The organism is Spirosoma sp., from assembly GCF_026391055.1.
Classification (GTDB): Bacteria; Bacteroidota; Bacteroidia; order Cytophagales; family Spirosomataceae; genus Spirosoma.
Window position 1 is genome coordinate 29,774 of record NZ_JAPLET010000015.1, and the last position, 21,217, is coordinate 50,990.

Here is a 21,217-nt window from a genome sequence, read left to right on the forward strand (position 1 = left end):
TGTTTCATGAAAATTGAAAAAGTTATAAACAACATAATTCTAAAGATCTGATAAATAATAGTTTATGTTAAATATTTGATTGTTTTTATTTTAATAGTATAATATTGGTTTTATTTTTTAAGAAATTTTATGATACAATTTTGATCTTTATTATTCTGATTTTAACCTAAAGTCATTTGTATTTTTATTCCAAGCTGATGTAATTCGCCAACTGGTTTGATTTTAGTACTATAATTTCTCATCAGATTAATACAGTTGGAGGTGGATATGACTCGTTCAATTCAGCTCCAAATGGGTACAACCTTGAGGGAAAAATAGACCCTAAACAGCGGCCAGGGATCTATAAAAAATTCATTTTTATAAAAAACCTATGATGAATAAATCCTACAAAATTAACCGATCCGGTAACAACGTAGGTCAGGTTGGAGCTTGCCAACCCCAGTCAGTTAAACAGAAAGCTTTTTCGAGCTTCCTGTCGATGCTGGTCGTGTTGTTGCTGTTGAGCAATTCAGCAGCATGGGCACAGGAGCGCACGGTGACAGGTAAAGTAACAGACCCTACAGGGTCCGTTTTACCGGGTGTGAGTATTCAGGTGAAAGGTACCCAACGCGGTACCAACACAAACGGAGAGGGGGTCTACACGCTGACGAATGTACCCGACAACGCAACGCTGGTTCTTAGCTTCATTGGCTACACTACGCAGGAAGTGGCTGTGGGTAACCGCACAACTGTTGATGTACAGCTGGCCGACGACACCAAAGCTCTTCAGGAGGTGGTTGTTGTTGGGTATGGTACGCAACGGGCAAAAGACGTTACCGGCTCGGTGGCAACACTTGGTCCGAAGGATTTCAACAAGGGGGTGATTGCTTCGCCGGAGCAACTCCTGCAGGGACGCGTAGCCGGTGTGCAGATTACACCAGCCAGCGGTGAGCCGGGTGCAGCCAATAACATTCAAATTCGGGGTGCCGTTTCGCTGCGCGGGGGTAACACGCCGTTGTACGTAATTGACGGAGTACCACTCGATGGGGGCGATTTCAGCAGTGGTACACCGGATTTCGGTACGGGTACAACCACTGCCCGGAACCCGCTGTCATTCCTGAACCCAAGCGATATTGAGAACATTTCGGTGCTTAAAGATGCGTCGGCAGCAGCTATTTATGGCGCACGGGGTGCCAATGGTGTGGTGCTGATTACGACCCGGAAAGGTCGTGCCGGTGCTCCGCAGTTCAATTTCTCGGCGTCGGGAGCTGTTTCATCGTCGTTAAAACGGTACGATCTGCTATCGGCTTCCGATTTTCTGGCAGGTGTGAAAGCCGCCGGTGGTGACCCAACCCTCACTACGGTGAATGCCGGAGCCAATACCAACTGGCAGAATGAGATTTTGCGCACCAGCGTTTCGCAGATTTACAACGCCAGCTTTGGCGGTGGTACAAACGATACGCGGTACCTGTTTTCGCTGGGTTACCAGGATCAACAGGGTTTGGTAAAAGGTACAGGACAGCAGCGGGTCACGGGGCGTATCAATGCATCGCAGGATCTGTTCAACAAAAAAGTAACGCTGGCTGTCAATGCCACAACCTCGTCGGTAACCGACCAGTATGCTATGACGGGTAACCAGGCTGGTGCTTTGGGTAACCTGTTTGGCGCAATGATCGGGGCTAACCCAACCTATCCTGTATTTACGAACACGAGCGATACGGCATCGTACTATCAGTTGGCGGGTGGTTCGTACCGGAATCCACGGGCCATGCTCGATTACTACCACGACAAGGGCGTAACCAACCGGACACTGGCAAACGTCAGTGCTACCTGGAACATCCTGACGGGCCTGTCACTCAAAGCAAACTTTGGTGTCGACAACTCGACGTCTACCCGCTCAACGTCCATTGACTCACGGCTGAATGGTCAGTTCACCGTACCGCTGGGTTCGGTAACCAACCAGGTCTACGCCGATGCGACCACGGGACTGGGTGGCGCTGCCTATATCAATTCGTTGAACCGACTGTCTAAACTGGTTGAGTATACGGCCAACTACAACCGGGATCTTGGTCCCGGTAAGCTGGAGGCTGTAGCCGGTTTTGCATACCAGACATTTGGTACCCGAACCAGTTATGTAGCCGCAAGCCGCTTCCCATTTAATGAATCGGCAATTTCGTACACGGATAACATCGGAGCGGCCAATACGTTAACCGGCACGGCCATTGGGGGCGGTTCGTCGCGCGGGCAAAATGATTTACAATCCTATTTTGCCCGGGCCAACTATAACTTCAAGGAGAAATACCTGTTAACGGCAACCGTTCGGGTAGATGGCTCATCGCGTTTTGGGGTAAACAATAAATACGGTACATTCCCATCGGTGGCGGGTGCTTGGCGGATATCGCAGGAAAGCTTTATTCCGAAGAATATTTTCGATGACCTCAAAATTCGGGCAAACTACGGTATTGTAGGTAACCAGGATTTTACGGGGGGCGCATCCAAAATTATTTATACCTACAACAGCTCCGGCTCACAGATTCAGCAGAACAACCCAAACCCGGACTTGAAGTGGGAGCAAAACACCACAACTGGTGCGGGGATTGACTTTAGCATCCTGAAAGGCCATCTATCCGGTTCGATCGACTACTATCACCGGTCTGGTACGAACACTCTGCTACAGGTGTTCTATGCCCAGCCTGCTCCGGTAAACTACAAATGGATCAACCTGCCGGGTCAGATTGTAAGTCAGGGAATTGAACTGAACCTGATCTATCAGGTTTTCCAGAAGCCGCAGTTTGGCTGGGAGGCTGTATTCAACCTAACTACGCTTGATATTAAGGCACAGAACATTGGTACAGATCAGGCCGTGGGTGCCATTAGCGGTCAGGGTCTTTCGGGTGCTTATGCCGAACGGATCACCAGCGGTTATCCACCGTTTGCGTTCTTCGTTCCCAAGTTCACGGGCTACGATGCCAATGGCTACTCGACTTATGCGGATGATAGCCGGTCGAGCTATCAGGGCAGCCCGTTTGCCAAATTACGTTTAGGGCTGACCAACAACTTTACGTTTGGTGCCTGGACGGCGAGTCTGTTCGTAAACGGTCAGTTTGGCGGCAAAATCTACAACAACACGGCCAACGCCCTGTTTGCGAAAGGTGCCCTCAAAAATGCCCGCAACGTGACCTACGACGTAGCGAACAGCACGGAAAATGGTCTGAATCCGGCATCAGTATCGACCCGCTTCCTGGAGAAAAGTGATTACGTACGGATTACAAACCTGACCATCTCGCGCCGGTTCAACCTGCCGGAGGGCGGATTTGCCAAGTCGTTATCGCTGTCGCTCACGGGTCAGAACCTGTTCATTTTTACGGGCTATACCGGCCTGAACCCGGATGTAAATACGGTGACTTATAACGGAAACGGAAACGGAATTCCATCGCTGGGTATCGACTACACGCCGTATCCAACGCCCCGCACAGTGACTTTAGGCTTAAATGTTGGGTTCTAATCAACCATCAGGCGTCTTGCCCGTGTTTACACCATTTCGAGCGTAAACACGGGCCGAAGACAACAGACTACTTACAATTTTCAACGACATGAATTCATTTAATTATAAGACTATTGGCCTATTGACCGCTACGCTGCTGGTGGGTAGTGTGGGCATCAATGGTTGTACCAACCTGGACGACAAGGTGTTCGGGTCGCTCTCATCAACTGATGCTACACAGGGTTCTATTCGGCTCGACCCGGTGGCTACCCTTCAGGGTGCTTATCAGGCACTTAACCCCATTGCTACCAACCAGGGCCATGCGTACGCCTTGCAGGAACACCCATCCGACGAGATGATGGGGCCAACCCGTGGTACCGACTGGGACGATTTTGGCGTATGGCGTAAGCTGCACCAACATACCTGGGACTCTCAGCACGTGGAGATCCTGAATGCATGGAATGACCTGAATACGGGTGCTTTCCGGTCCTCGCAGGCTATTTTCGCAGCGGGTTCCAATGCGCAGTTAGTCGCTCAGGCACAGTTCTTACGCGGTTTTTTTACTTCGCAGATTGTTGACCTTTGGGGGCGCGTGCCCGTTCGTCAGGTGACGGATGCGGCCGATGCCAATCCGGCAGTGTTGAGTCGGCAGGCAGCTACCAACTTCGTCATCAGCGATTTACGGGCTGCTTTCAATGTATTGCCATCCGTTACGCCAACAACGGCAAACGTAGCCAGCAAGGAAGCAGCTGCGGCCATGCTGGCGAAAGTGTATCTGAACCGGGCGGTATATAACCAAACGCCAACGACTCCGGCAGGGCCATTCACGTTTGTGAAAACTGATATGGACTCAGCCGTATACTTTGCCAATCAGGTGATTGCTTCCGGCAAGTTTGCGCTGACGCCAAGAGGCAGCTACTACGACAACTTTCACTGGGATAACGACCAGCGGTCGAAAGAGCTGATCTTCACCATTCAGAACACGTCAACGGCGCAGCCGGGCAGTGTGCAGAACCGTTATTTCATGACGGAGCACTACAACCAGTACATTGGTGCCTGGAACGGCTTCACGACATTGGCTGATTTCTACAATAGCTTCGAAGCAACGGATGAACGTCGGGGTGCTCAACCTTCCGATTTAACGCCCAAAACGGGTATTACAGCTGGTTTTCAGGTTGGTCAGCAATATGGTCCTACTGGTCCTGCCGGTCCTGTCGCCCTGAAAGACCGCAGTGGTAATCCGCTGGTGTTCACACCACAAGTTAACCTTGGGCTGGCGAACGAGGTGCAGGGTATCCGGGTCGTTAAGTACCTGCCTAACCCGCTGACGTACAATAACCCTACCAACGACTATGTATTCCTGCGTTATGCGGACGTGCTGCTGATGAAAGCGGAGGCTATTCTGCGCGGAGGAACCGATCCACAAAGTCAAACAGCGGCTACGATCATCAATGACCTCCGGACAACGCGTGGAGCTTCGACTGCTGCAACAGTTGATCTGCCCACGGTGCTGGCTGAGCGCGGTCGTGAGTTATACTGGGAAGGCTGGCGCCGGAGCGACGAGATTCGCTTTGGTACGTTCCTGAACCCGGTCGATCAGCGTCCAACGACGTCACCCGCCACGGCTGTACTGTTCCCATTCCCGCAACAGGCTATCGACAGCAACCCAAACCTGCAACCACAGAATCCGGGCTATTGATCGGGTTAGTTGTTACATACATTGTTAAACAGCAGCCTGATTGTGGGCTGCTGTTTGCTTTTCGTAGCGGGGTAATCTATTCACCCCAAAATTTCGTTATTACAGTACCCATGATCAACAAACTCATTCTACTCACCATCACCCTTTTTACCCTGATCGCCTGCCACAAACAACCGGACCCACTGTTTGTGAAGTTGACCGCCGAAGAAACGGGTGTCGATTTTGTGAACCGGAGTCTGGATAAGAAGAACTTCAATATCTTCAACTACCGCAACTTCTACAACGGTGGGGGGGTGGCTATTGGCGATGTGAACAACGACGGCTTGCCCGACCTGTTTCTGACCTCCAATTTTGAGGAGAACAAACTTTATCTAAACAAAGGAGGAATGAAGTTCACCGATGTGACGAAGCAGGCGGGTATTATCGGCAAGAAATTCTGGTCAACGGGCGTCACCTTTGCCGATGTGAACGGCGACGGGCTACTCGATATCTATGTCTGCAACTCCGGCAGTCGCGATGAGCGGGGCAATCAGTTGTACATCAATGAGGGCGTGAAGAATGGGCTTCCCGTCTTTGTCGAAAAAGCAAAGGAATACGGTTTGTGGGATGGGGGTTTTTCGACTCACGCGGCTTTTTTCGATTATGACCGCGACGGTGATCTGGATATGTATCTGCTCAACAACAGCTTCACACCAATGGATCGGCTGGGGTACGCCAATACGCGCGAAACACGGGATCGACTGGGAGGGCATAAGTTGTTTCTTAACAGGAGTGAGGAGTTAGGAGTTAGCGGCCGGCGTTCCGGGAGTGAGGAGCCATCCGGCGGTAAAAAGAATGAGGGTGAGAAGAAAAGTGCCAAGATAGGCTCTGGTCCGTTGTTTGTGGATGTGTCGGAGAAGGCTGGGATTTACGGGAGTTTGATTGGCTTTGGGCTGGGCATTACCATCGGTGATGTGAACAACGATAACTGGCTGGATATTTACATTTCCAACGATTTCTACGAACGCGATTACCTCTACATCAATAACCACGACGGCACATTCAAGGAAGATATCGAGAACGAAATGGGCCACATTAGTCTGGCCTCTATGGGCGCCGATATTGCCGATGTGAACAACGACGGCAACCTCGATATTTTTGTAACGGACATGCTGCCCGATGACGATTACCGGCTCAAAACGACTACCGCTTTTGAGAGCTATGAGTTGGGTAAACTCAAGGAGTCACGCGATTTCTTTTATCAGGATTCGCGCAATATGCTGCACCTGAATAACGGCGACGGTACATTCTCGGAAATCGGACGAATGGCGGGCACATCGGCTACCGACTGGAGCTGGGGGGCTTTACTGTTCGATATGGATATGGACGGCCGGAAGGATATTTTCGTGGCTAATGGTATCCTGAAAGACCTGACCGATCAGGATTACATGGCGTTTCTGGCTAGTAACCCCGATTTGCAGCCCATGATCGAAGGCACAAAAAAATTCGACTATAAAGAATATGTCGATAAAATGGGGTCGCGTCCGTTGCCAAACTACGCCTTCCGGAATGAGGGTAACGGCATGAAATACGAAAACAAAGCTGCCGACTGGGGACTAGGTGAACCTTCATTTTCGAACGGGTCAGCCTATGGCGATCTGGATAACGACGGCGATCTGGACCTGGTTGTCAATAATAACGATTCGCCCGTGTCCATCTTCGCCAATACGTCGGTTGAGAAGAATCATAAAAACTTTCTGCGCGTACAACTTGATGGCTATGGCTACAACCGGAATGCCATTGGTGCCAAAGTTTACGTGTATCAGAAAGGGGCTGACGGAAAGCCACAAACGCAGTTTTTGCAGCAAATGCCCAACCGGGGCTTCGAATCGTCGGTCGATTTGACGATGGTTTTTGGACTGGATAATAACCCGGCTATTGACTCGCTGGTCGTTATCTGGCCGGACGATATGAAACAACTCATCCGGCAGCCTAAAGTCAACACGACCCTGTCGCTGGCGTATAAAAATGCCGATCAACGAGCGTTATTCAACGCACCAGCCATACCGGGAGAACGGCTGTTTCAGGACATAACAGAGTCATCGAAGCTGAATTACGTGCATAAAGAAAACGAGTTTGTCGATTATGACCGCGACGGTTTATTAAAGCAGATGCTATCGCGCGAAGGCCCTGCGCTGGCCGTTGGCGACATCAATGGCGACGGGCTCGATGACGTATTCTTGGGCGGAGCCGTCGATATGCCCCGTTCCTTGTATGTTCAGCGGGCTGATGGAACATTCTATCTTCAGAAACAGCCCTTTTTACTGGACGCCATTTATACCGAAGATGTAGCCGCCACTTTCTTCGATGCTGATGGCGACAAAGACCTGGATTTGTATGTAGCCACTGGGGGTAATGAATTTGCCGACTCGACGTATACGGCCGACCGTTTATACCTCAACGATGGAAAAGGGAATCTTACCTGGAACAGGGCCCTGCCCCGAACCCTGGCTAATAACTCCTGCGTGGTTGCGGCAGATTTTGACCTCGATGGCGATCAGGACCTGTTTGTGGGAGCGCGTATGAATTCGGGTCGATACGGCCAAAGTCCAGACCAGTTGCTGTTGGTAAACGATGGCAAGGGCAACTTTCGAAAAGCAACCAGGGAGCTGATGCCCTTTTCGGCGAACATCGGTATGGTTACGGATGCTGTCTGGACCGATATTGATCATGATCGCTACCCAGATCTAGTACTGGTGGGTGACTGGATGCCCATCACCGTTCTGAGGAACAAGCGAGGAAAAGGGTTCGAACAGGTTGATAGCGAAACGTTGGCCAATTCGGGTGGTTGGTGGAATACCATACATGCGGCCGATCTGGACAATGACGGCGATACAGATTTCATAGTTGGAAATCTGGGCCTTAATAGCCGTATGGTGGCCTCGGTCGCTGAACCGGCTCACTTGTACAGCAATGATTTTGATCAGAATGGGTCGTACGATCAAATCATCACCTGCTTTAGACCTACTACCGATGGCCGCGATGGAACAGTAGAAACCCGCGAATGCGTAATGGTTCAAAAGCCAGATTTACAGAAGCGTATTCCATCCATTAAAACCAAATACCTCAAGCATGTTGATTACGCCAAAGCAAGTTTTGACGATATTTTCTCTGCTCAGCAACGGCAGGGAATGACTGTAAGAACGGTACAAACGGCCGAAACATCGGTGCTGATCAATGATGGTAAGGGAAACTTTACACGGAAGGCGTTACCCGTGCAGGCGCAAACCTCGCCGATTCATGCCATTCTCACCGGCGACTATAATGGCGATGGCAAACAGGACATTCTGCTGGCCGGTAATTTCTTCGATGTACTGACCGAAGTAGGGCGCTATGATGCCAATTATGGCTTGCTCTTAACCGGTGATGGTAAAGGTGCTTTTGTGGCGACAAAACCCGCTCAGACCGGCTTTTTTGTACGAGGGCAAGTTCGCCGGATGACCGCCGGGCGCGGTGCGAATGGAAAATCCTTTGTTGTACTGGCGAAGAATAACGATAAAGCGCAAATTTTTGTACCCTTAAAAGGAAACTAGAATCGATGGTATGTGGGTGATGTTCTGGAGCCTGTCATGAGCAGGTGTAACCATTGTTTGTATCCAGTGATATGTTATGCTTACCAATTCACTATCAGCGTAGAATTGACCGAAACTACGCTCCACTGAAAAATAGCGGATGGTATACATTTATTGTGATTTAGACTCATAATAAACGTATACGTATACAGTGAGCTGATTTTAGGGTAAACCCTAAAAAAAGTTTACAGGAAATACTTAAAATATAAGGCTCTGATATTTATATAAAAAACACAAAATAAAATTTATTAAAATCTATAGTTATTCTTGTTAATCAAGCATATAAAAGATATTTAATATAAGCATAATCCTGTTTATGTTATAATTTTTAACATTATTTATGACTCAATATTAACGTCGTCTGAGCTAATATTGACTACTTAGATTTGTATTTCCGTATTAACATGATGTAATTCGCAGATTGATTAAGGATTAGTTCTATAATTTCTAGCCAAGTTGATAGAAATAGGATGGCAAATTCATCAAATGCCTCGGAGTTTATACTACTAACTAAACAGTGTTTATAGAATATGCTTCTCCTGAATCAGGAATCACAATCCATTCATTTTTACAAAAAACCTATGATGAACAACTCCTACAAAATGAACCACTTTTGTGGCTACGTAGGTCAGGTTGGTGAACGCCAACCCCAGTCAGTCAAACGGAAAGCGTTGGTTAGCTTTCTGTCGATGCTGGTAATGGTGCTACTGCTGAGCAATTCGGCAGCATGGGCACAAGGCCGTACTGTTACGGGTAAAGTGACCGATCCGGCGGGTACAGCGTTGCCCGGTGTGAGTGTGCAGTTGAAAGGTACGCAGCGTGGCACCAACACCGACGCTGATGGCAAGTATTCGCTGGCCAACGTGCCAGACAATGCAACGCTTGTTCTGAGCTTTATTGGTTATACCTCGCAGGAGGTTGTTGTAGGAAACCGGTCAACGGTTGACGTAAAATTATCGGACGACACCAAAGCACTCGACGAAGTTGTCGTGGTGGGTTATGGTACGGCTAAACGGAAAGACCTGACCGGCTCTGTGGTGCAGGTATCAGCAAAAGATTTTAACGCAGGCGTTAACCCTAACCCACTGCAAGCCATTCAGGGTAAAGTGGCCGGCCTGGTTATTACGTCACCTTCGGGCGACCCCAACCAGCAGCCAACTGTTCGTTTGCGCGGTTATACCTCGCTGGCGGGTGGTTCGGACCCCTTGTATGTAGTGGATGGTATGATTGGTGTACCTATTAACACCATCTCTCCTTCCGACATCGAGTCGATGGACGTACTGAAAGACGCTTCTGCAGCCGCTATTTATGGCTCACGGGCGGCTAACGGCGTTATCCTCATCACCACCAAGCGTGGTAAGTCGGGTAAAACAACGGTTTCGTTCAATAACTACGTAGGTGTATCGACTATTTCCCGCCGGTATGAAATGCTGGACGCCCAGGGATATCGGGATGCTGTTTCGCAAATCAAAGGCGCGGCTTCGTTAAACGATAAGCAGCGTTTTCCGGACGGTAACTACAATACCGACTGGACGAAGGAAGTTACGCAGAACGGAACCGTTAACAACCACGATCTGTCGATTGCGGGTGGTTCACCAACGTTCAGCTACCGGGGATCGCTCAACTACATCAACCAGAACGGTATCATCAAAAAAACGGGTCTGGATCGTTTAACGGGGCGTATCAACCTCGACCAGAAGGCATTCGACAACCGATTGAACGTTCAGTATAACCTGTCGTACTCAGAAACCAACAAGAAGTATGACAGCGGTATCATTGGCCGTGCCGTTACGTTCCTGCCAACCTTGCCTGTACGCAATGCCAATGGCTCATATTATGAAGTAGGCGGCAGCTTTGACCTCTTCAATCCGGTGGCTATGCTGGAAAATGTCATCAACAACGGCGTACAACGGTATCTGCAGGGTGGTATGAACCTGCGCTACGAGATTCTGGACGGATTGACGGTGGGCGTAAACGGTCAGATACAGCGGGACAATACCGTTGATAACTTCTACACCAATCCAGCAATCAAAGCCTATGCCGCCAACAATGGTCGTGCAAGCCGGACTTTTAAAGAAAGCAATACAAAATTGTTGGAGTTAACGGCTAACTACGCCAAAGGATTTGGTAATCAAAACAGCAACTACTCATTACTGGGTGGCTACTCGTTCCAAAACTTTGATAACGATGGCTTTACGGCGGCTAACTCAGGCTTTGTAACCAGCGATATCAACTATAGCAACCTGGGCTTAGGTTCGGGTACGCTGGTGAACCCTGGTAACAACTACGCTACGTCTTACCGCAACAACTCGAAGCTGATTTCCTTCTTTGGACGGGCTGCGTTAAATCTGAACGATAAATACAACGTAACCGCTACGATTCGTCGGGATGGCAGTTCTAAATTCGGTGCCAACAACAAGTGGGGCGTATTCCCATCGGTTGGTGCTGGTTGGACCATCACCAACGAGTCGTTCTTCCCAAAAGGCAACACACTTAACTTCCTGAAACTGCGTGCCGGTTGGGGACAAACGGGTAACTCGGAAGGTATCGCGGCCTATAACTCCATTCAGTTGTATGGTCAGAAAGGTACCTATTACGATGGTACGCTGGGCGACTTTCTGCCAGGCTATGGTATTACCCAGAATGCTAACCCCAACCTGAAGTGGGAAGTACTGACCACCTCGAACATTGGTCTAGACTTCCAATTGCTGGGTGGCCGGTTCTCGGGTACGGTTGAGTACTACAACAAGCTGACCAAAGACATGCTATACCCTTACTCGGTACCCGCAGATGGTGTTACCTATTTCACCAACACGATCCTGGCCAACGTAGGGTCGATGCGTAACAGCGGATTTGAGTTGTCTTTCGGCGGTGATGTAATCCAGAAGGGTAATTTCTCCTGGAACTCACGGGTTGTAGGTGCTTACAACAAAAACACAATCGTTTCGCTCTCGAATGATCAGTTTAACAATGGACAGGTTCGTTTTAACGCGTTCAACGGTCGTGGTCTGTCCGATGTGTTTGCATCTTACCTGACACCGGGTCAGTCGCTGGGCGAGTTCAACAACGTGCCTACCTTTACGGGCGCTTACTCGGCTGATGGCCAGCCCCTGCTGAAAGCTGCCTCGGGCGATACACCGGTAACGGACGTGTCGAAAGCCGATGCCGCTGCCGCTGTAACGGCCGGAAACCCATTGAAGCAGGGTAACCCACAGCCGTTCCTGAACGCTTCGTTTATCAACACCTTCCGTTACAAAGGATTTGACGTATACTTCCAGGTGCGTGGTACGTTTGGGAATACGATCCTGAATGCCATCCGGTCTAACCTGCTCATTCCGGGTTCGATTCTGGAAACCAACATGCTGAAAGGTGTAACGGATTATCCTAAAAACTACGGCGTAAACGTGCTGTCGACCAACTGGCTGGAAAACGGTTCATTTGTTCGCTTCGATAACTGGCAGATTGGCTACAACATTCCTCTGCCAGCCAGCAAGTACATCACGAACGCCCGGATTTATGCCGGTGGTAACAACCTGTTCATCATTACCAAATACAAAGGCATTGATCCTGAACTACAGGTGAAGGCCGATTTGCAAACGAATAATGCCGGTGTCATTCAGCAGGCCCCTAACTCAGTTGGTATGGATGGGGGTGGATATGGAAACATCGTTTATCCAAAAACACGCACATTCCAGTTAGGCGTTAACCTGACGTTCTAAGTTAATCCGTTAATAGGCTGGCTGTTATGTGAAAGAAATGGCCAGTCTATTAACTCTGTTTGCGTAGACTCATCGTTAGTACCTATTTATATACTGACGCTGTAACTAGTTAACCATCAAAAACTTCTATGAAACAAATAAATATAAAATTGCTTCTGGGCTGCTCGGCGCTGATGCTCGCAGGCCAGTCCTGTACGGATTTGACCGAGACAACCTACGACGTTATTCCAACCAGCAGCACCTTCGGTAGCACACCCGCACAGGCGGCTGCACTGATTGGTCCTCTCTACAACGGACTGGGTGATTATTACGGAAACATGTCCAACCTGAATACAACCACGGATGAGCAGATCGTGCCAACCCGGGGTGGTGACTGGAAAGACGGTGATAACTGGAAACGTTTGTATCAGCACACCTGGGACCCCATTACCGACAACGGTCAGTTCAACGGCCCCTGGAACTGGTGCTACAACAACATCACCAGTATCAACCAGCAGTTAGGTACTGTTACGGATGTCAATACCAAAGCTGAGTTGCGGGCTCTGCGGGCATTTTTCCATTATCAGGCCATGGACCTGTTTGGTAATGTCATTATTTCTGACGCCGTTGGCGCTGCTACACCGAAGCAAAGCACACGGGCCGATGTATTCGCCTGGGTCGAAAAAGAGCTGCTGGCGGTCTATCCAAGCCTGAGTGATGTATCAGGTGGTTCGTATTATGGACGGATGAACAAGTACGTAGCCGATATGATTCTGGCTAAAATGTATTTGAACGCACAGGTATATACGGGTACCCCTCGTTGGGCCGATGCCATCACGCGCTGCACGAGCATAATTTCGTCGGGTAAATTCCAGATTTCCGGAGACTACCTCAGTAACTTCTCTACCCAGAACCAGAATTCTCAGGAAACGATTCTGGCAACTCCTTTTGATAAATCAAAACGGGGCGGGATGAACGTACAAATGAAAACGCTTCACTACCTGAACCAGTTGACCTATAACATTGGTACAGCTCCCTGGAACGGCTGGGCAACGGTAACGGAGTTCTATAACTCGTTTGATGATAAGGATGTCCGGAAGAAGCAGTGGATCGTTGGTCAGCAATTTGATGCTGCCGGTAAACCCTTGAAGGATGACGCCCTGGACATGGTATTCCGTCCCGAAATCGAATCGTTTACATTCGATGCCGGTGCCAATGGTCGTTTGGCCGGTGCTCGTAGCCAGAAATACGAAATCCAGAAGAACAACTCATTTACCGATCAGGACAACGATTTCGTAGTCTACCGCTTAGCCGACGTGTACATGATGCGTGGGGAAGCTAACTTCCGTTTAGGCAATGTGGGCGCTGCTTTGCCCGATTTCAACATTGTTCGCAAGCGGGCGGGTATGCCGGATTATACCAGCGCTACCCTGACACTGGACGAAATTCTCGCTGAGCGTGGTCGTGAACTGGCGTGGGAGCAACACCGCCGTCAGGATCTGATCCGTTTCGGACAGTTCACCAAGGCATGGCGCTTCAAACCTGCTTCGCAGGCGTTCCGTCAACTGTTCCCAATACCAAAGGATCAGCTGTCGCTGAACCCGAACCTGAAACAGAATCCTGGTTACTAATTTTCCTGATATGGAATGAAAACGAGCAGGCTCATTCGGGTCTGCTCGTTTCATTTCTGACTGATTAAAAGCCTATTAATCATATTTGTGCCGTGTAAGAACTTATCCAATTAGTTATCTTTGTAGTCCCGATTTCCTAAAATAACCCTCCTGAAAAATAACTTGTCTTAACGATAACTTTCTTATAATTCACGTACCTGTGCTAATGCGCATCAGTTTACTAGTACTGGCAACAGGCCTGCTTGTCGGTTGCCGCTCTGAACAGCAACAACCAGCAGACCCCCTGTTCCGAAAATTAACCGCCGAAGAAACCCACGTTAATTTTAGTAATACCATTACCGACGACAAAGACTTTAACGTCTTCAATTATCGTAATTTTTACAATGGCGGAGGGGTCGCTATCGGCGATGTGAACAATGACGGCCTGTCGGACGTGCTCCTGATCGCCAATATGGGCGATAATAAACTATATCTGAACCGAACAGCGACGAACAAAGCGGGTGCCGAACAGGGAGGAGTCCAGTTCGAGGATATTACCGCTAAAGCCGGTGTGGCCGGTAAACGGGCGTGGAGTACGGGTGCCACCTTTGCCGATGTAAACGGCGACGGTCGGCTGGATATTTATATCTGTAATGCCGGTAACCGCGATGGCGACGACCGGGCTAATGAACTCTTCATCAACAACGGTAACGATGCCAGTGGTATTCCCACCTTTACCGAACGGGCCGCCGAATATGGTCTCGACGATCGGGGCTATTCCACCCATGCCGCCTTCTTCGACTACGACCGCGATGGCGATCTGGACATGTATTTGCTGAATAACAGCTTCATGCCCGTCGGGAAACTGCAATATGCCAACTTACGGTCGCAGCGCGATTCGCTGGGGGGACATAAGTTGTTTGAAAATAGGAGCGAGGAGCCATCCGGTGGCGGTAAAAAGAATGAGGGAGAGAAAAAGAGTGCTAAGATAGGCTCTGGTCCGGTGTTTGTCGATGTGTCGGAGAAGGCCGGGATTTATGGGAGTTTGATTGGCTTTGGGCTGGGCATCACCATTGGCGACGTAAACGACGATAACTGGCTGGATATTTATATCTCCAACGATTTCTACGAACGCGATTACCTCTACATCAATAATCACGATGGTACGTTCCGGGAGTCGATTAAGGAGTCGATGCCGCACACGAGTCTGTCGTCCATGGGCGCCGATGTGGCTGATGTGAATAACGACGGTCGACTGGATATTTTCATTACCGATATGCTGCCCGGCAACGACCGGCGGCTGAAGCGTACTTCCAGCTACGAAAGTCACGATCTGGAGCAGATTAAAGTGGGCCGGGATTTTCATTACCAGTTCATGCAGAACATGCTGCACCTGAATCAGGGTAACCAGCCGGGAAATGGGGGACTGCCGGTTTTCAGCGACATCGCCCGCTTTGCCGGCGTGCAGGCTACCGACTGGAGTTGGGGCGCGTTGCTGTTCGACATGGACAACGACGGCCAGAAAGATATTTTCGTAGCCAACGGCATTGCCAAAGACGTAACTGATCAGGACTTTGTTAACTTCCTGGCCGACCGCGAGAACATGGCGCAGATTGCCCGGCAGCGGGCCTTTAACTTCAAAGAGTTTCTGGACAAAGCCCCGTCGGAAGGGGTACCGAACTACGCATTCCGCAACGAAGGGAACTTGCAGTTTACCAACAAAGCATTCGACTGGGGACTGTCGGAGCCCGATTTTTCCAACGGAGCCGCGTACGGCGATCTGGATAATGATGGCGATCTGGATTTGATTGTCAATAACATGAATGCGCCGGTGGCCATTTACCAGAATCAATCCGTCGAGAAAAACAACACCAACTTCCTGAAAATAAAGCTCGAAGGCACCGGCATGAACCGCAACGCCATTGGAGCCCGTGTGTTTTTATACCAGCCCGGCCAGACGCAGTTGCTTCAGCAAATGCCGAACCGGGGCTTTGAGTCGTCGGTTGACCTTAATCTGCTCTTTGGTTTAGGGGCCGGCCCTCAAATTGATTCGCTCGTTGTTATCTGGCCAGACGATAAAATGCAGACGGTACGTAAGCCGAAGGCCAACCAGATGCTGACACTTCGGCAACAGGATGCCAATCTGCTCTGGAAACCTGCCGTCAACAGTCAGACACCCTCTTTTCAGGACAATACTGCCGCTTCGGGACTAAGCTATCTGCATCAGGAAAGCCCCTTTGTCGACTACAACCGGGATGCTTTACTGAAGCAACAACTGTCGACCCAGGGCCCGGCACTGGCAACCGGCGATGTAAACGGCGACGGGCTTGACGATGTGTTCTTTGGCGGGGCCAGCGGGCACTCGGGCCACTTATTCGTGCAGCAGACCGCCGGGCGATTTGTGGATAAAACGCCCGTGGCCATGCGTCAGGATACCACCTTTGAAGCGGTCGACGCCGTCCTGTTCGATGCTGATGGCGATGAAGACCTGGACCTGTATGTGGTATCGGGCAGCAACGAGTTTGGCGAAGAAACTGACGAGCTGCTGGACCGTTTTTACCTCAACGATGGCAAGGGGAATTTCACCCGTTCGGAAACTGCGCTGCCCAATTTGAAAGCCAACGGCTCCTGCGTAGCGGCCGGTGATTTCGACCGGGATGGCGACATCGACCTGTTTGTCGGCTCCCGAATGATTCCCGGCCAGTACGGGCGAGACCCGGCCAGTTACCTATTGTCGAATGACGGCACTGGCAACTTTAAAAACTATACAAAACGCTCGCTGGCCGACGTGGAGCAACTGGGTATGGTAACCGATGCCACCTGGGCCGATCTCAACAGCGATTCGTACCCCGAACTGGTGGTGGTAAGCGATTGGGGACCCGTGCGGGTATTCGAAAATAAGCGGGGAAAACTAAGTCAAAATGCCGAATTTACCATCAAAAACGCGCAGGGTGATGTCCTGAAAACGAATGGCTGGTGGAACTGCGTAACCGCCGGTGACGCCGATGGCGATGGCGATCTGGATCTGGTGATCGGCAATCTGGGCACAAATTCCCGCATAAAAGCCAGTCAGACAATCCCCGCCGAACTTTACACCGGCGATTTCGACCACAATGGCACCGTTGAGCAAATCATTAACTGCGCCGACGAAACGGGCGCTTTATACCCGATGGTGCTGAAGCAGGAGTTACAGAAAGCCATGCCGACGATCAAAAAGAAATATGTGAAATACGTCGACTACGCGGGCAAGAAAATCACTGATGTGCTGGATGAGGATCAGCGGAAGCAGGCGGTTATCAAACAGGCATTCATGGGTGAAACTGTCATTCTGCTGAACGATGGAAAGGGAAACCTAACGTTGCAGCCTTTACCGGCCGAGGCTCAGTTTTCGCCCGTATGTGGTGCCCTCTTCACCGATTATGATCACGACGGACGCACGGACCTGCTGCTGACCGGCAACTTTCTGGATGTACTCCCCGAAATCGGGCGCTACGACGCGAGTTATGGCGTCACCCTGCACAACAAGGGAAAAGCGGCCAACGGCACTATCCGGTACGAATCTGTCAATCCGGCGGTATCCGGCTTTTTCGTCCGTGGGCAGGTTCGGCACATCGCCCAACTAAAACAGGGGCAAATTATTCTCGCCAAAAATAACGACAAGGCACAAGTGTTCTTTTTAAAGTAGTTAGGTGCGAGGTGTGAGGAGTCAGGACCCATCCGGTGGTCTTCTCCTCATTCCTGGTTCCTCACTCCTCACTATTACCACATGAAACAAATTGCTCTCTTTCTTTTTGTCGGCGCGGTGGCGTTGACGGGCTGTAACTCCTTCAAATCGGAAAAAACCCTTTTCGAGTCGCTTGATTCGACCCAGACGGGCGTAGGGTTTGTGAATAAACTGGTGCCGACCGAAAAGCTCAATATTTTAGATTACCTGTATTTCTACAATGGCGGGGGCGTTTCGGCGGGCGATATCAATAACGATGGCCTCACCGATCTGTACTTTGTATCCAATCAGGGGAAGAATAAGCTGTACCTCAACAAAGGCAATTTCAAGTTCGAAGACATAACCGCCAAATCGGGGGTTGAAGGGTTCGCGGACTGGCAAACAGGCTCTACAATGGCCGATGTCAACGGCGACGGACTGCTTGATATTTACGTCTGCGCGGTGGGCAATTTTCGGGGTCAGGAAGGGTCTAATGAACTGTACATTAACAACGGCGACAATACGTTTACCGAGAAAGCCGCTGATTACGGACTGGACTTTACGGGTTTTTCGACCCAGGCCGCCTTCTTCGATTACGACCACGACGGCGATCTGGATTGTTACCTGCTCAATCACGCCATTCATACCTCCCGCAGTTACGACCGCGTCTCGGCCCGTAATTTAAGGAACAACGAATCAGGCGATTACCTGTACGAGAACCAAAGCATAACCAAATCCGGGAAAGCCCCTGCGGGGAAAATAGCCCGGTTTCAGAACGTAAGTGAACGAGCGGGTATCTTTGGCGCGGCAATGGGTTATGGATTAGGAATTTCGGTCGCTGACCTGAATAACGATGGTTGGGAAGATATTTACGTCTCTAACGATTTCCACGAAGACGATTATTACTACGTCAATAACCACGATGGGACCTTTACCGAAAGCGTAAAAAAAGCGTTTCAGCACACCAGCCGCTTCTCGATGGGGAACGATATTGGGGATGTGAACAACGACGGTTTTGCTGATGTAGTCACGCTCGATATGTATCCCGAAGATGAAACAGTCGAGAAATCATCGCTGGGCGAAGACCCGCTGGATATTTATACTTACAAGCTGGCGTACGGCTACATGAACCAGTACAGCCGGAATTGTTTGCAACTGAGTCTTTCGGGTAAAAAATTTATGGACATCGGCGCCATGTCGGGGGTAGCGGCCACCGACTGGAGCTGGTCGCCGTTACTGGCCGACTACGACAACGATGGGATTAAAGACCTGTTCATCACGAACGGCATTGTCCGGCGACCTAACAACCTGGAGTACGTGAAATTTGCGGCTGACGATTCCCTGCGCTATGCCATGGAGACTTCGAAATCGCTCGATGAGCGGGCTACTAAACTCATGCCCGAAGGCAAAGTGCATAACTACCTGTACCGGGGAACACCCTCGTTGCGCTTCGAAGATAAATCGGTGGCCTGGGGTTTCGAACTGCCCAATTACTCGAACGGCTCCGCCTACGCCGACCTCGACAATGACGGCGATCTGGATCTTATTACCAACAACATCAACGACCCGGCCAGTTTGTACCGCAATGAAGCCACGACGTTGTTTCCCGATAATACCCACCTGACCATAAAGCTGAAAGGCGATTCGCCCAACACCTTTGGGGTAGGAGCAAAGGTCATCCTGAAATACGGCAAAGACAGCCTGATGATGCAGCAGCTGATGCCAACGCGGGGCTTCGAGTCGTCGGTGGCACCGGAGCTGTTGTTTGGATTAGGCAAGCGGGCCAGCATTGATTCGCTGGTCGTTATCTGGCCGAATCAGCAAATGGAGGTGCGCACTAACGTAAAAACGAATCAGTCGATAACGCTGAAACAGGCCGATGCCAAACTCGATGGTGCCGGATTCGTTTATACAAATCCGCCCATAAAGCCCTTGTTTGCGGATGTATCAACCGCCGATACAATTCCGTACCAGCATAAGGAGAATAAGGAGTATTTCGATTTCGTGCGGGAGTCGCTGATGCCGTTCAAAGTGTCGACCGAGGGGCCGCATCTGGCCGTTGGGGATGTAAACGGCGATGGTCTGGACGATCTGTACGCCGGTGGTGCCAAGTGGCAGGCCGGTAGCTTACTCGTGCAGCAAGCGAACGGAACGTTCAAGCCATCGGTACAGGCCGACTTCAAGAAAGACTCTGTTTATGAAGACGTCGACGCGGTTTTCTTCGATGCCGATGGCGACAAAGACCTGGACTTGTATGTTGTGTCGGGGGGCAACGAGTTTTACAACAAAATGCCGGAGCAGTTCGACCGAATTTACCTGAATGACGGGAAAGGAGGTTTTACCCGTTCGATGAATGCGCTGCCTGCCATGTACGATAACAAAAGCTGTGTTCGTCCTTTCGACGTCGACAACGACGGCGATCTGGATTTGTTTGTGGGTGGGCGTGTAGTGGGTTTTGGCTACGGCAAATCACCTAATTCGTACCTGCTGATCAACAACGGCAAGGGCACGTTTACCGATCAGATCGATAAGCTGGCACCGGGCCTCCGAACGGTTGGTATGGTTACCGACGCCGTTTGGGCCGATTATGACGGGGATAAAGACCAGGACCTGATCGTGTCGGGCGACTGGATGCCGATTCGCATTTTCGCCAACGACAAAGGGAAATTCCAAGAAGTGAAATCCATTACCGATACCCCGCTCAACGGCTTTTTTCAACGCCTTATTGCCGCCGACTTCGACCGGGATGGTGATATTGATCTTGTAGCAGGGAACATCGGCACCAACACCAAATTCCGTAAAACGCCTGATTCGCAGTTGCGGATGCTGGTGAAGGATGTGGACAACAACCAGAGTATTGAGCAGATCATTTCGTACAATCGCGGAGATGACTGGTACCCACTCGCCTTTAAAGACGAGCTGGGCAAGCAAATGCCTAGTATTATCAACAAACGCTTTACCGACTATGTCTCCTTCGCCGGGAAGCCGCTTGATGATGTTTTGACTGATGAAGAGCTGAAAGGAGCCGATGAATTTACTATTAACGAGTTCGCTTCGATCTATTTAGAGAATAAAAACGGCAAGTTTGTTGTGCATGAACTGCCCATGATGGCGCAGGTGTCGAAGTTATTTGCCCTACAGGCCATCGACTTCGACCGGGATGGTGATCTGGATATACTGGGAGGAGGCAATTTTTACGGGGTCAGCACCTATCAGGGCCGATACGATGCCAGTTATGGGCTGGTGCTACTGAACGGTGGCAAAGGAAACTTTAGTGCGTTGTCGCCCGTAGATTCCGGTTTCCTGCTCAACGGAGAGATACGGGATATTCGCCCCGTACGTTCGGCTCAGGGTGTTCGCATCGTTGTAACGCGGAACGACGCCGGTATGCAGGTATTCAAATCGCTGTAGTTGATACTAATCTCCTTTTTGT

The 21,217-nt window shown here is 50.2% G+C and carries 7 protein-coding genes; all 7 read left to right on the top strand.

Annotation, left to right across the window (positions count from 1 at the left end; all coding sequences use genetic code 11):
• The first annotated feature begins 370 nt into the window (after positions 1-370).
• The 7 genes from NT073_RS05865 (at position 371) to NT073_RS05895 (ending at position 21,195) form a co-directional block, all read left to right on the top strand.
• A complete protein-coding gene (locus NT073_RS05865) occupies positions 371-3,484 on the top strand; it encodes a SusC/RagA family TonB-linked outer membrane protein (protein ID WP_297370185.1) in 3,114 nt (1,037 codons plus the stop codon).
• An 88-nt stretch (positions 3,485-3,572) separates the two neighbouring features.
• On the top strand, positions 3,573-5,162 hold the full coding sequence (locus tag NT073_RS05870) for a RagB/SusD family nutrient uptake outer membrane protein (RefSeq protein ID WP_297370188.1): 1,590 nt from the start codon (positions 3,573-3,575) through the stop codon (positions 5,160-5,162).
• Positions 5,163-5,272: 110 nt separating this feature from the next.
• A complete protein-coding gene (locus NT073_RS05875) occupies positions 5,273-8,734 on the top strand; it encodes a VCBS repeat-containing protein (protein ID WP_297370191.1) in 3,462 nt (1,153 codons plus the stop codon).
• Between the two features lie 569 nt (positions 8,735-9,303).
• The gene (locus NT073_RS05880) at positions 9,304-12,492 is read left to right on the top strand and encodes a TonB-dependent receptor (RefSeq protein ID WP_297370195.1); all 3,189 of its coding nucleotides are present in this window, start codon (positions 9,304-9,306) and stop codon (positions 12,490-12,492) included.
• Positions 12,493-12,620: 128 nt separating this feature from the next.
• The gene (locus NT073_RS05885) at positions 12,621-14,102 is read left to right on the top strand and encodes a RagB/SusD family nutrient uptake outer membrane protein (RefSeq protein WP_297370198.1); all 1,482 of its coding nucleotides are present in this window, start codon (positions 12,621-12,623) and stop codon (positions 14,100-14,102) included.
• A gap of 205 nt (positions 14,103-14,307) precedes the next feature.
• Positions 14,308-17,766 carry a VCBS repeat-containing protein gene (locus NT073_RS05890; protein ID WP_297370207.1) on the top strand — a complete coding sequence of 1,153 codons (3,459 nt, stop codon included), beginning with the start codon at positions 14,308-14,310 and terminating at the stop codon, positions 17,764-17,766.
• An 81-nt stretch (positions 17,767-17,847) separates the two neighbouring features.
• Positions 17,848-21,195: a VCBS repeat-containing protein gene (locus tag NT073_RS05895; protein WP_297370217.1), complete on the top strand. Its 3,348-nt coding sequence runs from the start codon at positions 17,848-17,850 to the stop codon at positions 21,193-21,195.
• Positions 21,196-21,217 lie beyond the last annotated feature (22 nt).